Source organism: Dyadobacter fermentans DSM 18053 (genome assembly GCF_000023125.1).
GTDB classification, from domain to species: Bacteria; Bacteroidota; Bacteroidia; order Cytophagales; family Spirosomataceae; genus Dyadobacter; species Dyadobacter fermentans.
In genome coordinates this window covers 3,891,052-3,909,656 of record NC_013037.1, presented here as the reverse complement: position 1 = coordinate 3,909,656, position 18,605 = coordinate 3,891,052, and the positions used below count along the sequence as shown (strand labels likewise).

General features: G+C 51.5%; 14 protein-coding genes. 7 read left to right on the top strand and 7 right to left on the bottom strand.

What is annotated here, in order from left to right:
- Nucleotides 1–97: 97 nt before the first annotated feature.
- A complete protein-coding gene (locus tag DFER_RS15815) occupies nt 98–808 on the bottom strand; it encodes a hypothetical protein (RefSeq protein ID WP_015812652.1) in 711 nt (236 codons plus the stop codon).
- 260 nt (nt 809–1,068) lie between these two features.
- A complete protein-coding gene (locus DFER_RS15810) occupies nt 1,069–3,498 on the bottom strand; it encodes a TonB-dependent receptor (RefSeq protein ID WP_229206016.1) in 2,430 nt (809 codons plus the stop codon).
- 248 nt (nt 3,499–3,746) lie between these two features.
- On the opposite strand from DFER_RS15810, the gene DFER_RS15805 reads away from it, so the two are divergent.
- The 5 genes from DFER_RS15805 (at nt 3,747) to lolA1 (ending at nt 10,616) form a co-directional block, all read left to right on the top strand.
- Complete coding sequence (locus DFER_RS15805) at nt 3,747–5,375, top strand: beta-N-acetylhexosaminidase (protein WP_015812650.1); 1,629 nt, start codon at nt 3,747–3,749, stop codon at nt 5,373–5,375.
- A gap of 86 nt (nt 5,376–5,461) precedes the next feature.
- Entirely contained in the window at nt 5,462–6,148 is a 687-nt protein-coding gene (locus tag DFER_RS15800; protein WP_015812649.1) for a hypothetical protein, read from the top strand.
- A 78-nt stretch (nt 6,149–6,226) separates the two neighbouring features.
- Nucleotides 6,227–7,258 carry a quinone-dependent dihydroorotate dehydrogenase gene (locus tag DFER_RS15795; protein WP_015812648.1) on the top strand — a complete coding sequence of 344 codons (1,032 nt, stop codon included), beginning with the start codon at nt 6,227–6,229 and terminating at the stop codon, nt 7,256–7,258.
- 41 nt (nt 7,259–7,299) lie between these two features.
- Nucleotides 7,300–9,864: an FtsK/SpoIIIE family DNA translocase gene (locus tag DFER_RS15790; protein WP_015812647.1), complete on the top strand. Its 2,565-nt coding sequence runs from the start codon at nt 7,300–7,302 to the stop codon at nt 9,862–9,864.
- 101 nt (nt 9,865–9,965) lie between these two features.
- Nucleotides 9,966–10,616, top strand: a complete 651-nt coding sequence (gene lolA1, locus DFER_RS15785) for an outer membrane lipoprotein periplasmic chaperone LolA1 (protein WP_041735195.1) — start codon at nt 9,966–9,968, stop codon at nt 10,614–10,616.
- An 81-nt stretch (nt 10,617–10,697) separates the two neighbouring features.
- Here lolA1 and DFER_RS15780 read toward each other — a convergent pair whose 3' ends face one another.
- The 5 genes from DFER_RS15780 to DFER_RS15760 form a co-directional block, all read right to left on the bottom strand.
- Nucleotides 10,698–11,165, bottom strand: a complete 468-nt coding sequence (locus DFER_RS15780; protein ID WP_015812645.1) for a ferritin-like domain-containing protein — start codon at nt 11,163–11,165, stop codon at nt 10,698–10,700.
- Between the two features lie 192 nt (nt 11,166–11,357).
- On the bottom strand, nt 11,358–12,458 hold the full coding sequence (locus tag DFER_RS15775) for a DNA topoisomerase IB (RefSeq protein ID WP_015812644.1): 1,101 nt from the start codon (nt 12,456–12,458) through the stop codon (nt 11,358–11,360).
- 168 nt (nt 12,459–12,626) lie between these two features.
- The gene (locus tag DFER_RS15770) at nt 12,627–14,915 is read right to left on the bottom strand and encodes an ATP-binding protein (protein ID WP_015812643.1); all 2,289 of its coding nucleotides are present in this window, start codon (nt 14,913–14,915) and stop codon (nt 12,627–12,629) included.
- Between the two features lie 9 nt (nt 14,916–14,924).
- The gene (locus tag DFER_RS15765) at nt 14,925–15,548 is read right to left on the bottom strand and encodes a biliverdin-producing heme oxygenase (protein ID WP_015812642.1); all 624 of its coding nucleotides are present in this window, start codon (nt 15,546–15,548) and stop codon (nt 14,925–14,927) included.
- Nucleotides 15,549–15,577: 29 nt separating this feature from the next.
- Complete coding sequence (locus DFER_RS15760) at nt 15,578–16,021, bottom strand: response regulator (RefSeq protein ID WP_015812641.1); 444 nt, start codon at nt 16,019–16,021, stop codon at nt 15,578–15,580.
- A 222-nt stretch (nt 16,022–16,243) separates the two neighbouring features.
- On the opposite strand from DFER_RS15760, the gene DFER_RS15755 reads away from it, so the two are divergent.
- Nucleotides 16,244–16,807, top strand: a complete 564-nt coding sequence (locus DFER_RS15755) for a DUF4142 domain-containing protein (RefSeq protein WP_015812640.1) — start codon at nt 16,244–16,246, stop codon at nt 16,805–16,807.
- Nucleotides 16,808–17,009: 202 nt separating this feature from the next.
- A complete protein-coding gene (locus DFER_RS15750; protein WP_015812639.1) occupies nt 17,010–18,581 on the top strand; it encodes a sulfatase family protein in 1,572 nt (523 codons plus the stop codon).
- Nucleotides 18,582–18,605: the final 24 nt, after the last annotated feature.

Genomic DNA, 18,605 nt, shown 5'->3' with positions numbered 1-18,605 from the left:
TATTTCGACGGCGTTGAGAACGTTGTTTGTTGTGAAAACCGAACGGCCCGGTACATTGCGCCCGGGCCGCCGGACAAAGGGCTGTTTGTGCCCCGGATTATCTTTTAAAGAGTTCGACATTCACCGCGTCGTTCACAGTTAGCGTCGATTTGATTGTAACGGGTTTTCTGTCGGAGCTGCTCAATTCCACGACTTTGGTCGGATACATGATACCATACGTCGATTTCGCGTAATCTGATAGGTCGGAAGTCTTTTCAACACCGGCCTTGGATTCTTTCTGACGTACGAGCAATCCGCTTTTTGCATCGAAATAGAGGTTATATTTCACGCCTCTGCCCTGCAATTCTACATTGTTTACCTGCGCGCCGTTGAGCGTTTCGGTGCCTACCGTGGTGGCGATCAGCCCGCGGTCTTTGTAGTTGATGAACGGCACGAGGTTATCGTACAGCTCCTGACGCATGGTTTGCTGCTCGGCCTGGCTCATATCCTTCACATCCGTCCGCTGCCCGATCGGCACTTTGATCCACCCCTGGTCGCCTTTCACGGTGTACGCGAAGCTTCTCTTCATGATGGTCTTGTTCTTGTGGATCGACTGCTCGGGTATAGATGCGGTTATAGTTGCATCGTACGGAGTTGCGGCGGATGCGGTGTAGCTCCTTTTCAGGTTATAGGATTTTACTCCGTCCCACAGGGCTTTTCCGCCGGTTGCTTTGTAGAACTGCGAAAATATGGAGTCGGCGGGCAATTTTTGGGCATACGAACCGGCCGATATGAGTAATAATGCGGCCAGCATTTTGAGCTTTTTCATTGGTTATAGAATTTGTGTTTAAAAGTTCGGAAGTGTTCCAGAATCTGTTTTTTAGATCACATTCCGTGTTTCGGGTTTAAATAAGTAAAATTAATCGACTCCTGTGCGAGCTATTTGCAAAAACCGTTCCATGGGCGGCCGTGGCGCTGTAAATGGGGCTGGCGGGCATTGTGGCTAGATTTGAAACTGCTTGTAAATGAAAAGGAAGGACCGCGTTGGCCCTTCCTTTTCACAAATATTAACAAATCGCGGGGAATGCATCAGGCATCGTCGCCGCTTGCGGAAATTTTGCCGAATCTGTATTGGAATGTCACATTCACAAGCCGGTTGGTCTGGTGCCAGTTAGATGACTGAGAATAGGTTTCGGTATTCAGCTGGCTCTTGTAGTTCCGTGAAAGGAAAATGTCCTGCACATTGAACGAGATCGTCGCTTTCTTTTCAAGCAGGTCTTTCCGGATACCCATATTGGCGATGAAAACGCCGTCACGCGTGCCTTGTGCGATCGCACGCGGGCCTTCGTAATTCACGTACGCGGAAGCGCGGAAGTCGGCCGGAAGCGAAATGAATGCATTCAGGTTACCCGAATAGCTCCACGTCCGGTTGTCGATCTGGGCGATAGCCGAAACTACCTCGCTGCGGAATACACGCCCGCTGCCGTTGATTTTCAGGACGTCGCCAAAGAGTTTTTGTGAAAAATCCGTTTCGAAACCATACGAAAATTCGCGGCCGACATTGTCATAGCGCGTCAGCGAAACGCCCACTTCGTCGATGGTGCGGATCTGTGTGATGGCGTTATTAGAGTAATCCATGAACAGCGATGGTCCCCAGCCGCCATTGGCTTCGTAATTGGAATAACCCATTTCAGCCTTGTGGGTAAACTCCGGGCGCAGGTTGGGATTACCCGTTTTGACGTTACGCGGATCGGCCACGTCGGTGAACGGGTTGAGCCAGTCGGCCTCGGGGCGCTGTACGCGACGGCTGTAATTGAGCTTCAATTGCGACGATTCTCCCAGCTTCCGTGTTACTGCCAGCGATGGTACCAACGTGAGGAAATGCACGCTGAATTCCTGGTTGCGGCTGATCTGATTGATATCCTGGTTGTAGTCGGTCACGCGCAAACCTGCCCGGATGCCCCAGAGGTCGGTTTTTTGCGAGAACGTCATGAAACCGGTGTAGGTCGCGTCCTTGTAACCGAACACGTTACTGATGTTGTTGTCGAATATGTAGCTGTTCGTCTCGCGGTCGAGGTTATAGAAGGAATTGACGTTATCGTTCGAGCTGGTCCGCGAGCGAACGCCTGCCTCCAATGTCGCTTTGGGCGTAATGGGCCAGGTGTAATCCGCGTTGAGGAATAGCGAATGGCGGTCGTTGTTGCGCAGGTTTTGCTGGTTGCGGATCAGGCTGTCGATCGTGCTTTCCTGTGAAAAATAGGATTCGCCGTCCGAGCCGCCGATCGAGTAGCTCGAATTGAAATTGAGCTGGTGATCTTTTTCGGCGAGTTTCAACCGGTAGTCAAGGCTGAAATTGACGTTGTTGCCGTTGCCTTTGGTATTGTTCAGGCGGCGGAATGTTTCGGGAGTGAGGCCCGAAGCGAATGTCGTTTCGTTGAGGATGTTGCTGTTGTTGCGGTTATTGTCGCGCGAGTAGTTCACGCCGGCTTCGAGGGAATTCCGATCGTTGAAATCGTAATTGACGCCCACGCGGCCGAATGCATTTTTGCCTTTGTTGCCGCCGGTACCATCCTGTTGCAGGCGCGAGGTCGATTCGCCCACGAAGTTGTCGCGGCTCAATGCCCTTTCCCAGGTCATGGCGCGCGTTTGTCCGCTCAAAGAGGCATTCAGGCCAAACTTGCCGACTTTGTAGCTAAGGTTCCCGGAAGCCGCATTGTTGTTTTTATGTCCGAGGCTCAACCGCGCTCCTCCATTCATTCCGCGGATTTTCGTCTTTTTCGTGATAATATCGATCACACCGGATGCGCCTTCTCCCTCATATTTGGCTGAGGGCGTGGTCATGACGTCAATCCGCTCGATCAGGTTCGCGGGGAACGATTGCAGGATGGTCGGGAGGTCGCTGCCGTAGAGGTTGGATGGCTTGCCGTCGATGAGCACCACCACATTTCCTTTGCCGCGCACCTGCGGGTTACCATTCTCGTCGAGTGAAACGGCCGGGACTTTTTCGAGCAGGTCGCTAACGTTGTTGCTGGTCGCGAGCATGTCCTTGCCGATGTTGACGATTTTTTTGTCGATATCGTCCACAATCATCGTTTTCTCGCCTTTCACTACCACTTCGGCAAGTTTCTGGGCCTCGGCCTGGATGGTAATGCTTCCGAGGTCGAGCAGGCTGGCTTCGGGCGCTAATTTGACGTTCGGGCGATAGAGCGTCTGATAACCCATGTTGGTCACGCGGAGCAGATAAGTGCCGGGTGTGACGTCGGCAATGGTGAATGCACCATTCTCATCGGCAACAGCGCCATTCGCTAGCGACGAATCTTTGGGCATCAGCAGCGCCACGGTCGCAAATGCGACGCCCGCACTGCCGGGGCCTTCAACGATTTTTCCCACGAGCTTACCGCCGGCAGCACGATGCGAACTTGTACCATTTACAGGAATCGGGCGGTTATCAGGAGTGGCAAGAAGTAGATGTGTCGGTAAAAATAAGGCGATACTGTTAAGAAACAGAGTTCTTTTCACGGGTATAGGATTTAGATTTTATTAGGAGTTATGTCAGGAAAAAAAGGGATAGCGTGTGGGGAAATGTAACAAAACCAAGGTGTAAATCTTTCACGGGTGCAAAGTTACCCATAATACTGGTAACGTACCCTTTTTTGAAATAATTACATAAAATTATTAAAAATTTAAGAATGACAGGTTTTAGAATGGGAACACGTTAACTTGCAGCATTTTTAAATAATTTTAATAATTACCTGTTTTCCCACTTCATGAAACGTTTCCTTTTCGGACTGATTTGTTGCATGCTCGTGCACTCAGCATTCGCGCAAGTCAACGTCATTCCCAAACCCACCCAGGTCCTGACCGCCAAAGGCGCATGGGCGCTTAAAGCCAAAACGAAGATCGGAGCGCCCGCAGATACGACCTGGGCGCACGTCGCGAATATGCTTGCCGCGCAGCTGGGCAAAGCCACCGGCCAAGTACCCAACATCGTTAAAGGCAAAGGCGACATCTCACTCGTGGTATCCGGCGACGCCAGCCTCGGCGAGGAAGGTTACCGCTTGCTATCCACGCCCAAAGGCGTGACGATCCAGGCGCGGACTGCCAAAGGTGCATTCTACGGTGTTCAGACGCTGCTGCAATTGCTGCCAGTGGAAGTGTTCAGCGAAACACCCGTGGCCGGCGTCAAATGGACCGTCCCGTATGTAACTATAAAAGATGTGCCCCGCTATCCATATCGCGGGCTCATGCTCGATGTTTGCCGCCATTTCATGCCCATCGAGTTTGTAAAAAAATACATCGACCTGATCGCATTGCACAAGCAGAACCAGTTCCACTGGCACCTGACCGACGACCAGGGCTGGCGGATCGAGATCAAGAAATACCCGGAACTGAAAACGATCAGTTCAAAGCGTAAGGAAACGATGAAAGGGCATTACCGCGATCAGAAATTCGACGGCAAGCCTTACGAAGGTTTTTATACCCAGGACGAAATAAGGGAAGTGATCAAATATGCGCAGGATCGTTTCGTGAATGTGATCCCGGAAATCGAAATGCCGGGCCATGCACTGGCGGCGCTCGCGGCGTATCCGCAGCTGGGCAATAATCCGGACAAAATTTATGAAGTAGGAACCAAATGGGGTGTTTATGACGACGTGTTCATGCCGCGTGAAGAAACTTTCAAGTTTCTCGAAGACGTGCTTAAAGAAGTGATCGACCTGTTCCCGGGCAAATATATCCACATCGGCGGCGACGAATGCCCGAAAGTGCAGTGGAAAGAAAGCCGTTTTGCGCAAGACCTCATCCGCAAGGAAGGGCTGAAAGATGAGCACGGCCTGCAAAGTTACGTGATCAAGCGCATCGACAAGTTCATTACTTCGAAAGGCCGCCGGATGATCGGCTGGGACGAAATACTCGAAGGCGGACTGTCGCCCAATGCAACGGTAATGAGCTGGCGCGGTATCGACGGCGGCATTGCAGCCGCGAAAGAGCGCCATGACGTGGTTATGACGCCCGGCGGCTTCTGCTACCTCGATCACTACCAGGCCGACCCCAAAACGCAGCCGGTAGCATTCGGCGGCTTCACCGACCTGGCCAAATCCTACTCCTTCGAACCTACTCCCGAAGCGCTGTCGGCCGAAGAAGCCAGGCACATCCTCGGCGTGCAGGGCAACGTATGGACTGAATATATGAAAACGCCGGCCTATGTGCAATATATGGTATGGCCCCGCGCCACGGCATTGGCAGAAGTAGGCTGGACCTCAAAAGAAGGCCGCAACTTCGAAGATTTCAGCAAACGCCTCGAAATCCACAAAAAACGCCTAGACATGCTGGGTGTAAACTACTTCGGCGCGCCGACGAATGACAAGTTCGAATACGTCTGGCCGGAGAAAAAGTAAGTATGTTAGTTTGCACATTTGTGAAAGCATCCCTGGGAACAGGGGTGCTTTTTTTGGTTATATTTGTTTATAGGCAACGTTCAATTATGGAAAGGAAAAAGATTAAGGTCTTTGATTCGTTCGAGGAACTCGATCAGGACCAACTGGAAATGAATATCGAATCCAGTCTCGAAGAACGGTGGGAATCCTATTGGAAACTAAGGAGGTTCCATCGGCTACTGTTTCGGGAGATCGGGGAAGATATGCGCTATCCAGACACTGTTAAAAAGCTGATTCTCTCTAAACCTATGGACGTTGAAGATGTTGAATTTCTCAAATTTGTAAAAGCCGCCGCCGAAAATGAATTGGAATACATGCTGATCGGCGGGCTGGCACTGGCAATGCATGGTATCGCGCGATACACGCGAGACGCCGACGTTTGGGTAAGGCCTACTAATGAGAATAAAGAAAGATTCGTCAAAACGCTGATAATACTTGGTTACGATGAATATGAAATCGCAAGATTGAGAGAAGTCGATTTTTTGCAGGCGCAGCACATTCGATTGGCTGGGCCCATTGATGTGATGACAGTTGTTCACTTTTGCATTGACTATGATATTTGCCGGAGCCGTGCCAGGGAATTTCTCACAGTTGAAGGTCAGACAATTCATTTTATACATATCAATGACCTGAGAGAACTGAAGATACTTGCCAGGCGGCCCAAAGATTTGCACGATGTGTTGATGATAGACGAGTTGCTCGAAAGAATCGGTAAAAAGCGTAGCGGCAGCTGATCATAACCTCGGAAAGTTTTAGAAATAAAATTCCCTCACCTCCCCCCGCCTTCCTGCGAAAGATTCTATTTTTGCAGGATGTATAAGATCCTCATTTCCCCTATACTTTTTTTGTTTGACGCTGAGCGCATTCACCATTTTGTGTGCGAGGTGCTTCATTTCGCTTTCAAGATTCCTTTCATGCCGCAGATCATACGTGCTATGTACACGTACGAGCACCCGAGCCTGGTGCAGGAAGTGGCCGGTTTGCGGTTTCGTAACCCGGTAGGACTCGCGGCGGGGTTTGATAAGAATGCCGAAATGGTGGATCAGTTGGAGGCGCTTGGTTTCGGCTATATCGAGATCGGAACGGTGACGCCGCGCCCTCAGCCGGGAAATGACAAGCCGCGGCTCTTCCGCCTCAAAAAGGACAAGGCGCTGATTAACCGCATGGGCTTCAATAACAAAGGTGTGCAGGTAGCTGCCGCCAAGCTGGCAAAACGGAAATCTAAAATCCTTGTCGGGGGAAACATCGGGAAAAACAAGGATACTCCCAACGAACAGGCATTGAGCGATTACCTCATCTGCTTCCGCGAGCTTTTCGACGTGGTAGATTATTTTGTAGTGAATGTAAGCTCGCCCAACACACCCGGCCTGCGGGATTTGCAGGAGAAAGGGCCATTGACGGAAATCCTGAAAGAACTGCAAGCGAAAAACAAGGAGCGGGTAAACCCGAAACCGATTTTCCTGAAAATTGCGCCGGACCTTACCACTAGTCAATTGGATGATATTATCGATATTGTGAAGGAAACAGGCATTGCAGGCGTAATCGCGACGAACACGACGATCAGCCGCGAGGGGCTTGTAACCGATAAAGCCGAAGTGGCGCAGATAGGTGCGGGTGGATTGAGCGGCGCGCCGCTCACGCATCGGTCGACGGAAGTTATTCGTTACCTTTGTGAACAATCCAACCATGCATTTCCCGTTATCGGAGTCGGCGGTATCGCTACTCCCGGAAACGCTTTGGAAAAAATAAATGCAGGTGCCGGCCTGATTCAGCTTTATACCGGCTTTATTTACGAAGGGCCCGGTGTGGTCAGCAGAATCTGCAAGGCATTGGTCAGGAAGTAAAATCGAAACACAGCACTTCACGCATCCCGGAATTGAAATAAATGTCAGTCAATAAGCCAAGAGGTAACACACAGCGCCAGAAACCGGAGGAGGCCGCCGCTCCCCGGCTTCGTGTATCCCTCGATTGGGAACACATTTTCACCAGCCCGAAGAATACGCTGGCCTGGGGCACATTCTTTATCATTCTGGGATTAATCCTGGAAACATCCTTTTTCTCCTACATCGCCACCGGTCTGTCCGACCAGAGCGTGCTCGATGGCCTGGGGAATCAGTCGATCCGTGACGCCGGGCGGCAAACCCGCAACTTCCTGGGCGTGCTCGGTGCGGTGGTTTCGCACATTTTCGTCTACCGCTGGTTCGGAATCGGCGCATTGCTATTGCCGCTCGTGCCATTTGTGGCGGGCTGGAAAATGGCATTCGGCCGGGAAATATTGCCGCTGAGCAAAACGACCAAGGAAGCGATCTTTTTCACATTATGGGTAAGCGTGCTGATGGGCTATATTGTGCTCATGAGCAATAACGAGAATACGCTGAGCTTCCTGTCCGGGGGCTTCGGCTACCTCGTGAACGTTTCGTTGTTCGACTGGCTCAAATGGGGAAGCGTGATCCCGATTCTGTTTGCATTGTTTGTGTTTGCCGTGTTCTTCTACGATGTACGCGACAAATATGAGTCGTGGCAGGCCAAACACGCCAAACCCGAGCCGGCAGCGGCCAATGCAGGAGAAGAGTCTGCGCCGCAAGCTGCACCGGAGGAGCCGGCAGTGCCGGAAAGCCCGTTTGTATCGGTAGTGAATGATACGTACGACGACGAGGTACTGACACCGGAGGAACAGCCGGACGACGACCTGGAAACTGAGCAAGAAGCGCCGCTCGTGGCGCCGCATCCGGCGGCGGTATTGCCCGTAACCATCCAGACGCCGGTGGCGCCGGCCGTGGCGATGGAACTGCCCGTGATGCCGATGGAAGTTTCGGCGGTGCCTTCGGAACCGCTGCTGGAGCTGGAAGTGGAGGATACCACCCATGCGAATGAGCCGGCCGAAGAAGAATTTGAGGATGAGGATGTGAATGCGTCCATTCTGCGCGAGTTCGGGCAATATGATCCGATGCTTGACCTGCCGCAATACCATTTCCCGACAATCGACCTGCTGAACGAGGTGATCGAAAACCAGCATGAAAAAGTAAGTCAGGAGGAGCTGGAAAGTAATAAAACCAAGATTGTCGACACGCTTGGCAGTTATGGTATTAACATTTCGAAAATCAAAGCGACGATCGGTCCGACGGTAACGCTTTATGAAATCATCCCGGAAGCGGGCGTACGGATTTCGAAGATCAAAAACCTCGAAGGCGACATTGCACTGAGCCTTGCGGCGCTCGGAATCCGGATTATCGCACCGATGCCCGGCCGCGGAACGATCGGTATCGAGGTGCCAAACAAGAACCGGGAGACGGTTTTTGCACGGTCGGTGCTGGCCAATGAGCGCTTTCAGAAATCGAACTACGATTTGCCGATCGTTTTGGGTAAAACCATTTCAAACGACATTCACATTGCCGATCTGGCCAAAATGCCCCACTTGCTCATGGCGGGTGCGACCGGGCAAGGAAAGTCGGTGGGTTTGAACGTGATCCTGGCCTCATTGATCTACAAAAAACACCCGGCAGAGCTGAAATTCGTGCTCGTTGACCCGAAAAAGGTGGAACTGACGCTCTTCAACAAGCTGGAAAGACACTTCCTGGCCAAGCTCCCGAATGCGGAAGAGGCGATCATTACCGATACCAAAAAGGTGATTTTTACATTGAATTCCCTTTGTATTGAAATGGATTCGCGCTATGACCTCCTGAAAGAGGCGGCGGTGCGGAACCTGAAAGAATACAATGCGAAATTTGCCGCACGGCGGTTGAACCCCGAGAAAGGACACCGCTTCCTGCCTTATATCGTGCTCGTGATCGACGAGTTGGCCGACTTGATGATGACGGCCGGCAAGGAAGTAGAAACACCGATCGCCCGCCTTGCGCAGCTTGCGCGTGCGGTAGGTATTCACCTCGTGGTAGCGACGCAGCGGCCATCGGTGAAAGTTATCACAGGTTTGATCAAAGCCAACTTCCCGGCGCGCTTGTCGTTCCGGGTAACATCCAGCATCGACTCCCGTACGATCCTCGACATGGGCGGTGCCGAACAGCTGGTGGGGCAGGGAGATATGCTCCTGGCGATCAACTCCGAAGTGATCCGCCTGCAATGTCCGTTCATCGACACCCGCGAAATCGAGGACATTTGCGAGTACATCGGCGGCCAGCGCGGTTACGACGAAGCCTACGCATTGCCGGAATATGAAGGCGACGACGCCGCGGAAGGTAAAGCGGAGCTCAATCCCGATGATTTCGACAGCCTGCTGCCGGATGCCGCCCGCCTGATCGTGACACATCAGCAAGGCAGCACTTCCCTCATTCAGCGGAAAATGAAATTGGGCTACAACCGCGCAGGGCGCATTATGGACCAGCTGGAAGTTTTGGGTGTGGTAGGTCCGTTCACAGGCAGCAAGGCGCGCGACGTCATGTTCCACGATCTTAACATGCTCGAAGAACACCTTCGGGTAATGGGCGTAAGCTAGGCCATGCCATTAAACCATGGCCGCGTTATCAGGTCTAAAATTCAAATATTTCACTTAAAACCCCGTTGTAATAACCTTAGTTTGTATTTAAACGATTGAATATGAGAAATTTGAAGAGAAGTGCTTGTTTGCTTGCGGTAATGGCTATGTTCCTGTTGAACCCGTTCGTTTCCAACGCGCAGGGCGATAAAAAATCAGCAGCCATTCTCGATGCCATGAGCAGCAAGTACCAGAAGATCAAATCCTTTAAGGCACTTTTTACCTATATTTCAAAAGGAGAGAAGCCGCTGAAAGGAGAAGCGACCGTGAAGGGGACGAAGTTCAGGCTGAAAATGGCAGGTCAGGAGATCTTTAACGACGGTAAACTGATGGCGACATATATCAAAGAAACCAACGAAGTGAATTTGCAGGACTTTGACCCCGCTGCCGGCGGCGACCTCGATCCAACCAAGATTTACACCGCATACAAAAAGGGCTTCAAATCCGCATTTGTAAAGGAAAAACAGGAAGCCGGAAAAGCGCTGGAAGTGGTGGAGCTCACGTCGACCAATAAAAACAGCCAGGTGAACAAGGTGCAGATCGAAGTGAATAAAGCCGACAAGTCGATCAGCAGCTGGAAGATTTTCCAGAAGAATGGCCAGGAAGTGACCTACAAAGTCGACCAGTTCGTGCCCGACGTGAATGTGGCTGACAATTTCTTCGCTTTCAACGCAAAGCAATATCCGGGTGTCGAAGTAGTGGACCTGCGATAGTTTCTTGAAAATAGCAGAAATAGCAATGGGTGAGCCTTCCGGTCTCACCCATTTTTCTTACAAGCGTTATATAGGATTGTCTTAGTTGACTGCCTGGTGCAAGTCGCGGTATTTCTTGATCAGATTATGTGATTCGAGCAACCCGGCTTTCTGGTTGGCGATCAGCTGGCGGATGTCCACCGGTAGATCGGCGTCGGTAGCCAAGGCGTCGTCGTAGGCTTCTTGCGCTGCGTCCTCGCCATATTCACAGCTTTCGAGCACCGATGTGCGGTCGTGGCCTGTGAATGTAGCTTTGATATCCATCCACACGCGGTAAATTTTACCAGAAGTAGTGGTACCTGTTGCCACCTCGCCGCCCATGTTGCGGACTTCGGCGCTCAATTCATTGATATTTTCACGGCTTTCGTTGGCCATTTTCTGGAAGATCCCTCTCAGGTCCAGATCTATGTCTTCAACCTCGCTGAGCGCTTTTTCGTAGCCGTCCACGCGGTCGTTATTGATTCGGATCAGATCATTTAATACTTCAATCAAATTTTCATTGGTTTCCATGATTAGTCGATGTTAAAGTTTGTGACAAGTTTTATTTGTAAACAGTTGCATCACTTTCAAATGCTGTGCCAAATTTTCAAAAGCCGCTTAAAACGGTTTCTGACACACATTACCGGCTGCGTATATGTAGGAGATATTGCCCGGCGGGTGAGAAGCCGTCCTCGTCGCTCTGCATTGCACCGGCACGGAGCGTCAGGACGGCCGTGCCAGCAATGCCCGCACATATTGCTCGGTTTCGGAGAAATGGGCGGCTTCTTCCACTTGTTTGTTCAAAAACCGTTGAATGCGGTTGTTCTCATAAGCCCTGAAAACAGCAGGATGCACGTAATATTTTTTGCAAACAGCCCGGGTATTGCCCAGATGGGCAGCTACGGCGTCGAGGCAGGAGTTCAGCGTGCGGGTAAGCTGGCGCTGTGACGCGGCTTTTTCCTGGTGGCTCAGGTATTCAAACGCAGTGACGGTGCCCATCCAGGTCCGGAAATCCTTGGCGGAGAAACTTGCTCCCGTGTGGCGGCGGATGTAGTCGTTCACCTGTTGTGCATTCAGCGCGCATTTGCCGCCGTTTTCATTAATGTATTGAAACAACCGCTTTCCGGGCATTTCCTTGCATTGTTTCACCAGTCGGGCAAGCTGCTTGTCGCGGAGGGTAATGTCCTGTTGGATACCTTTCTTTCCTTTGAACATAAAGCGGATGCGGCTGCCCGTGACGGTTGCGCAACGGGCGTCGAGGGTGGTAATGCCCGATGAGCCGTGGCGCACCTTGTAGCGCTGGTTACCCACGCGAATGCAGGTTTTGTCCATTAGCTTGATCACCAGCGCAATCACCTTGGACAGGTCGAAATCGCGCTTGCGCAAATCGTGCTCCACCTGCTCGCGCAGCACGGGCAATGCCTCGGAGAACATGAGCAGTTTGTAATATTTCGCCTGGTTCCGCACCAGGTTCCAGTAGGGATGGTAGCGGTACTGCTTGCGGCCGGCGGCGTCGATGCCCGTGGCCTGCAAATGCGTGTCCGCATCTGCGCTGATCCACACGTCCGTCCAGGCAGGCGGCAGCACGAGCGACCGGATGCGCTTGATCGTCTCCGGGTCCTTGCAGCGCTGACCGGCGGCATCGGTGTAGTAGAAGCGCGGCGCTTTGCCTTTCCGGGTATAGCCGGGGGCGTCGGCCGACTGTATATAATGTAGTCCCGCGGCTTCGGCGGCCAATGCGGGATTTTTTCTGAGCTTTTTAAACTGCCGGGCCGTGATCACAGGCTCGTCGGTTGGCATTTCCAGGGCTGCGGCTACTGACATTTGGTTTACAGTTTTTTGTGATGCTGTTATAATAATTTAATACCAGCATGCGAGGGAACGCGGAACCGCTTGTGCGTCACTAGGGAGGGTTTTTGAGTACAAAAAAAATCCCCAGCACCGCCTTGTCGATGGCGAAGCTGAGGAACAATGTACTCACTTACGGAGCGGCTATTTGGCGGGAAAATAGATGGTGAAAACGGAGCCTTCGCCAAACACCGACGTGGCGTCGATGAATCCGCGGTGATTTTCCATGATCTTCTTACAAATGGCCAGCCCTATACCTGTTCCCGGATATTTGTGGGCCGGGTGAAGGCGTTGGAAAATGTCAAAAATCCGGTGCTCATATTCTTTTTCGAAACCGATCCCGTTGTCGTGGAACGCAATGGCATGGTACTGCTGTCCCCTCGTTCCTTTGCCGTCGGGCACGTTTTCGCCGGCGACAATGCTAGTTGTGATCCTGATTTCCGGCTTTCGGTCGATTTTTACAAATTTAATGGCATTGCTAACCAGGTTGATAAACAGCTGGTGCACCTGGAACGGAATGATCTCGATCGCCGGGAGGTTGTCGGCCTGTACCGAAGCGCCCTTTTCCTCGATGTTTTCTTCCAGTTCGCTTAGTACATGAGTAAGCACTTCGTTCAGGTCGGTGCGGACGAACACCTTCTCCATATTGCCGGCCTTCGAATAGGTGAGGATGTCCTCGATCAGCACCTGCATTTTTTCAGCTGCGAAGCGCATTCTCTCCACCGAATCCTTCACTTGCATGGATAGGTCCGGGTCTTCACGGTCGAGCACCTTGGATGCGAAAATCTGGATTTTGCGCAGCGGTTCTTTCAAATCGTGCGTGGAAATCCAGTTGAGGTTGGATAGCTCCTTGTTGGCAAGCTTCAACTCCTCGTTGAGCGCCCTGTTCTGATCTTCCTGCGCCCGGATCACGCGGTAATTGATGTGCTTCTGCAATGCATACGAGAAGCTGGAAGCGGCATTGATCTCCGATTTCCGCCAAGGCATGCTCTTGTCCTTCACAATTTCCGCCCAGAGCTCAAAAGACTTGCGCGGCGAAAGCCGGTTGCCGTCTTCATTCTTCAAAACCGCTTTGTCGGGGTTTCCTGCCCATTTGATGGTCTCCACTTTTTCTTGCCGCAGCCACAATATCCCGTCGTTTCCACCGGAAATCATCGAATGGAATACGACGCCGGCCGCATATTTGGAAATATCCCTGGCCGCCGGATAAATGTCGATCAGATTGTCGGTCTCAACACTCTGGTTCGGGTAGGCATTCGACAGGAACGAAAACAATGCGAGCAAGTCGGCATCCGGTGGGACGAGCCCGTTGGTGTACAGTTTGCCATCATAATAAATGGCAGCGCCGGTGGCATTGGCGAGTTTCAGCAACGACGCGGATTCGTAGCAGGCTTCCATGAAGTTCTCCGTTTGGTGGAGAATGGTAAGCGATTCTACCAGGGCTTTATCCACTTCCTCGCCTATCTTGTACTCCTCGGCCACTTCGCGCACCGAGATCTGGGAAGTGAGGAAATGCCCTTGCAGCAATGCGGAAAGGCGTGTATAGTGCGGCAATATCTTCGGTGCATAATGATGGCACGTGATCAGCCCCCACAGTTTCTGATTTTGCAGCAGCGAGATCGTCAGCGTTGCGCCCACACCCATATTTTTGAGATATTCAATATGGATCGGCGATACGCTTCGGAGAATAGACAGGCTGAGGTCGAGCGAATGGTTGCCTTTGGCGGACGAATCGTCAATCGTCAGCAGCGGCACCGGTTGGTAATTAATGTCGGCGATCACGCGCAGCGGGTTGCGGATATACAGCTCGCGCGCCTGAACGGGAATGTCGGTATGCGGGTATTTTTGGTTCGCAAACGACACAAGGTCTTCACGCCGGCTTTCGGCGATCACTTCCCCATTGTATTGTTCGTCGAAGCGATAGATCATCACACGATCATAGCCGGTAATGCTGCGCGTTTCGTCCGCAACCTCCTGGCAGAGGTCCAGCAAGCCGGTAGACTTCTCCATGATCGACACGAAGTTCCGGGTTTGTGTGTACAGGTTAGGCAATTGCAGCGTGCCGTCCGGGAACGGCTCGAGTTCCATGATCACATTATCGCCGCTCTGGTGCACGGTGGTGTTAAACGAGGTGCCGTGCAGTATGAATACGAACGGTTTGGCCGGGTCGATCACTTCCTCATTAGCATATGACGCGAAGAGTGATGCTTGTTCCTCGGGGAAGACTTTTGCAATGTATTTGCCGAGCAGTTTCTCGGGGCCTGCGCCTATAAAGTCTGCAGTGTTGGCACTGCAGAACTCAATTCTGAAATCTCCTTTTTTAATCCCCAGCAAAAAGCCGTGGGGTTGGATACTGCCTGGTATATGGATGGGTTCACTTTCGCAATTTGTCAGGTTGACAATGTCGCGATTCACAATGTCCTTAATGTTCATTCCTGCTGATCAGTTACGACCCGCCGGGCCGCTCTGGCCAAGCCAATTGTCAATGATGGTAAAAGTTTTTTTTGCGCTGGCGATCACCGCATCGCGTTCGTCATGTTCGTCGACAAACTGGGTAAGGGAGGAGATGAAACTTTTCCACAAGTTCCCGGTTTGCGCACCATATCCCCAAAAGTACGAAGCGCCGTTTTCGGGCGTGAGGCCGAGCACTTCGTGGATATGCCGGTATAAAATCTTTCCGCCTAGCGTGGAACCTTCCAGTACATACATAATGCCCAGCGCTTCGGCGACGGACGAAAATTCGAAACGATAAACTGGCAACGCATCAATTTCGGCCTCCGAAAAACCCGTGGCCAACAGGTCGTCAATGATCAGTCGCGATTTATATCGATCCCGTAAATCGGTGATAATATGGGAAATAGATGGAAATATCTGATCCTCGCAGGCAACCGTTACTCCAAAAAGAGCAGCCAGATAGGCCTGATAGTCCGCGATGGAAACCGAGGGAGTGAGTATTGCTTTGGAAAGACGGTTATTTTCCAGATTCTGGTGACTTTCCGCTGTCTCTTGTCTTAATCGTTTGAAAAATAAGTCTTGCTCCGTGTTGAAAGCTGTCGCTTCACTCATGCTGAATGCAAATTGAAAACCTGTAAGAATTAATTGATTATCAAAAATTGTTCCAACCCCTCGGGCTCGGCCGGTTCGGCCTGTTTGAGCAGGCACTTTTTCAGGATTTCTATCAGGCCGTTGAAGCTGGTTGGTTTCTGGATATACAGGTTGGCGCCGTTCCGGTAGGCCGACTCCCAGAGGTATTGTGCAACGGAAGTGGAAAGTATCACCACCGGGATCTGTTCGTACCCGGCCGTACTTCTGATCTCTTCGAGGCATTCGAGACCGTTCTTGACGGGCATATTCATGTCCAGAAATATAATGTCCGGCTTGGCGCTCGTGTCTTTCAGAATCCGGATCAGCTCCACGCCGTTTCCGGCAACCGATAGCTCCGTTGCCAGCTGCACTTGGGCCAAAGCTTCCCGGAAAAGGAAGGTGTCATCATCATCGTCGTCGGCCAGCAAGATCCGCAGGGGGCTAAGAGGGCTCATTTATTAGTTTAGAGGCGCGTTTGGTACAAGGCCGAAACACCCGGATAGCTCAGGTAATTATCGGCCGGTATCGACAAAAATATGTATTCTTTTTCCAGAAAACTAAATGTCTTTTTCTACCCTCGTCAAACGAAACCTCTTGCCGGTCCGCGGTAGCGGCCGGTTGGATGGCATGCTTTTTTCCCTTTTCTGAACTAAATCATCAAAAAATGAAAACCGCTTATGAAAAAGATCAAATTAAGCATCATGCTGATCGCCGCAGTAATGTCGTTCGCGGCATGTAACAGTCAGAAAACGGAAGACACCACCGAAGTGGCCGAAGAGCAAAACGAAGCGAAACTCGACACCACCGATCTGGAAGACGACGCCGAGTTTGCCGTAGCGGCCGCCGATGGCGGAATGATGGAAGTGCAGCTGGGCGAACTGGCCCAGAAAAATGCCGCCAGCGCCGAAGTCAAAAAGTTTGGTGAAACCATGATGACCGATCATTCCAAGGCTTCCGAGGAGCTGAAAACGCTCGCGGCCCAGAAGAACATTACACTGCCGGCCATGCTGAGCAATGAGAAGCAGAAGAAATACGATGATCTCGCCAAGAAGAAAGGAGCTGAGTTTGACAAAGCTTATATGTCGTTTATGGTAGACGACCATAAGGAAGATATCAGCGAGTTTGAGGAAGCTGCCAAGGAAGCCAAGGACCCGGACGTGAAGGCCTGGGCGCAGGGCAAGGTCCCGACTTTGAAACACCACCTGGAAATGGCGGAAGCATTGCACAAAAAGACCAAATAGGTCAGTATAAATGCGTATAAAAGCCCGGGGCGATAGATCGCTCCGGGCTTTTCGCTTTTAAAAACACAGGATAGTGAAAACAAATCGCCAATTTGTAATTTTAACGCGGGTGAATGCCCGTCTTGCAAAGTAATTCCGGCGAAACGCTTGCGAATTGATTTTGCATAAGTTTATTTTGTCTACCTATTATATAGAGTAATTCATGTTTGCTATTCTAACCCGTTCCGTTAAGTCAACGTTATCCGCCATTTCAGGTCTGCTGGCGCTGGTTCTGTCGGTCGCCCCGGCGATTGCGCAAACCCCCTCGCGGCCGAACATTATTTTTATCTTCTCCGACGACCACGCCTACCAGGGCATTGGCGCTTATGGGAACAAAATCGTGAAAACGCCCAATATCGACCGCATTGCCCGCGAAGGCGCGTTGCTCACCAACAACATCGTTACCAACTCGATATGCGGGCCGAGCCGTGCCACGCTGCTCACCGGCAAATACAGCCATTTGAATGGCTACAAACGCAACGACCGCACGCGGTTCGATACCAGCCAGACGCTGCTTTCCGAGACATTGCGCAAAAATGGCTACCAAACGGCGTGGATCGGCAAAATGCATTTGAACAGCCTGCCGGCAGGTTTCGATTACTGGAATGTACTGCCCGACCAGGGACATTATTATAACCCCGATTTCATCGGCCAGCCCAACGACACAACCCGGTACACCGGCTACGTGTCCGACCTCATCACGCAGTTCGCCACCGGCTGGCTCGAAAAGCGCGAAGACAGCAAGCCGTTCTTCCTGATTGTGGGCCACAAAGCCACACACCGCGAATGGCTGCCCGATTTGCAGGACCTTGGCGCGTACGATGACGTGAATTTCCCGCTGCCATCGACATTCTACGACGATTATAAAGGAAGAAAAGCCGCCGCCGAACAGGATATGACCATCGACAAAACGATGCGCATGAAGTACGACCTCAAGGTGGGTGTGGATTATGAGAAAGATTTCCTCTACAAACGCCTGAATGCTGAACAGAAGAAGGTGTTCAAAGCCTATTACGACAAGGTTTCGAAGGAAGTTACCGACAAAAACCTGACGGGCAAGGCATTGGTTGAATGGAAATTCCAGCGCTACCTGCGCGATTATTTCTCGACCGCCAATTCACTCGACCGCAACATCGGCAAACTGCTCGATTACCTTGATAAAAGTGGTTTATCCAAAAATACAGTGGTGATTTATGCTTCCGACCAGGGTTTCTACCTGGGCGAGCATGGCTGGTTCGATAAGCGATTTATTTACGAAGAATCATTGAAAACTCCGTTCGTGATCCGCTATCCGGGGGTAATCAAACCGGGGACAAAAGTGGACAACCTGGTGGCCAATATCGACTGGGCACCCACCGTGCTGAACATCGCAGGCGTGTCCACGCCGACTGACATGCAGGGGAAATCGTTTTTTCCGCTACTCAAAGCCAACAACCTCGCGCAGGTGCCTTGGCGTAAAGAAGCTTACTACCATTACTACGAGTTTCCGGAGCCACACCACGTTTACCCGCATTTCGGATTGCGCACAAGCCGCTACAAACTGGCTTATTTCTACGGCGGCGTGGATTCCTGGGAGCTCTACGATTTGCAGAAGGACCCTAAAGAAGTTTCCAATATTTACGGAACAAAAGGGACCGAGAAGCTCACAGCCGACTTGAAAGGCAAGCTGAAAGCATTGATGAACGAATACAAAGACGACGAGGCCCTTAGAATTCTTGCGGCAGCGAAACCCTGATCAGCGTGGCGACAATCCAAGCGG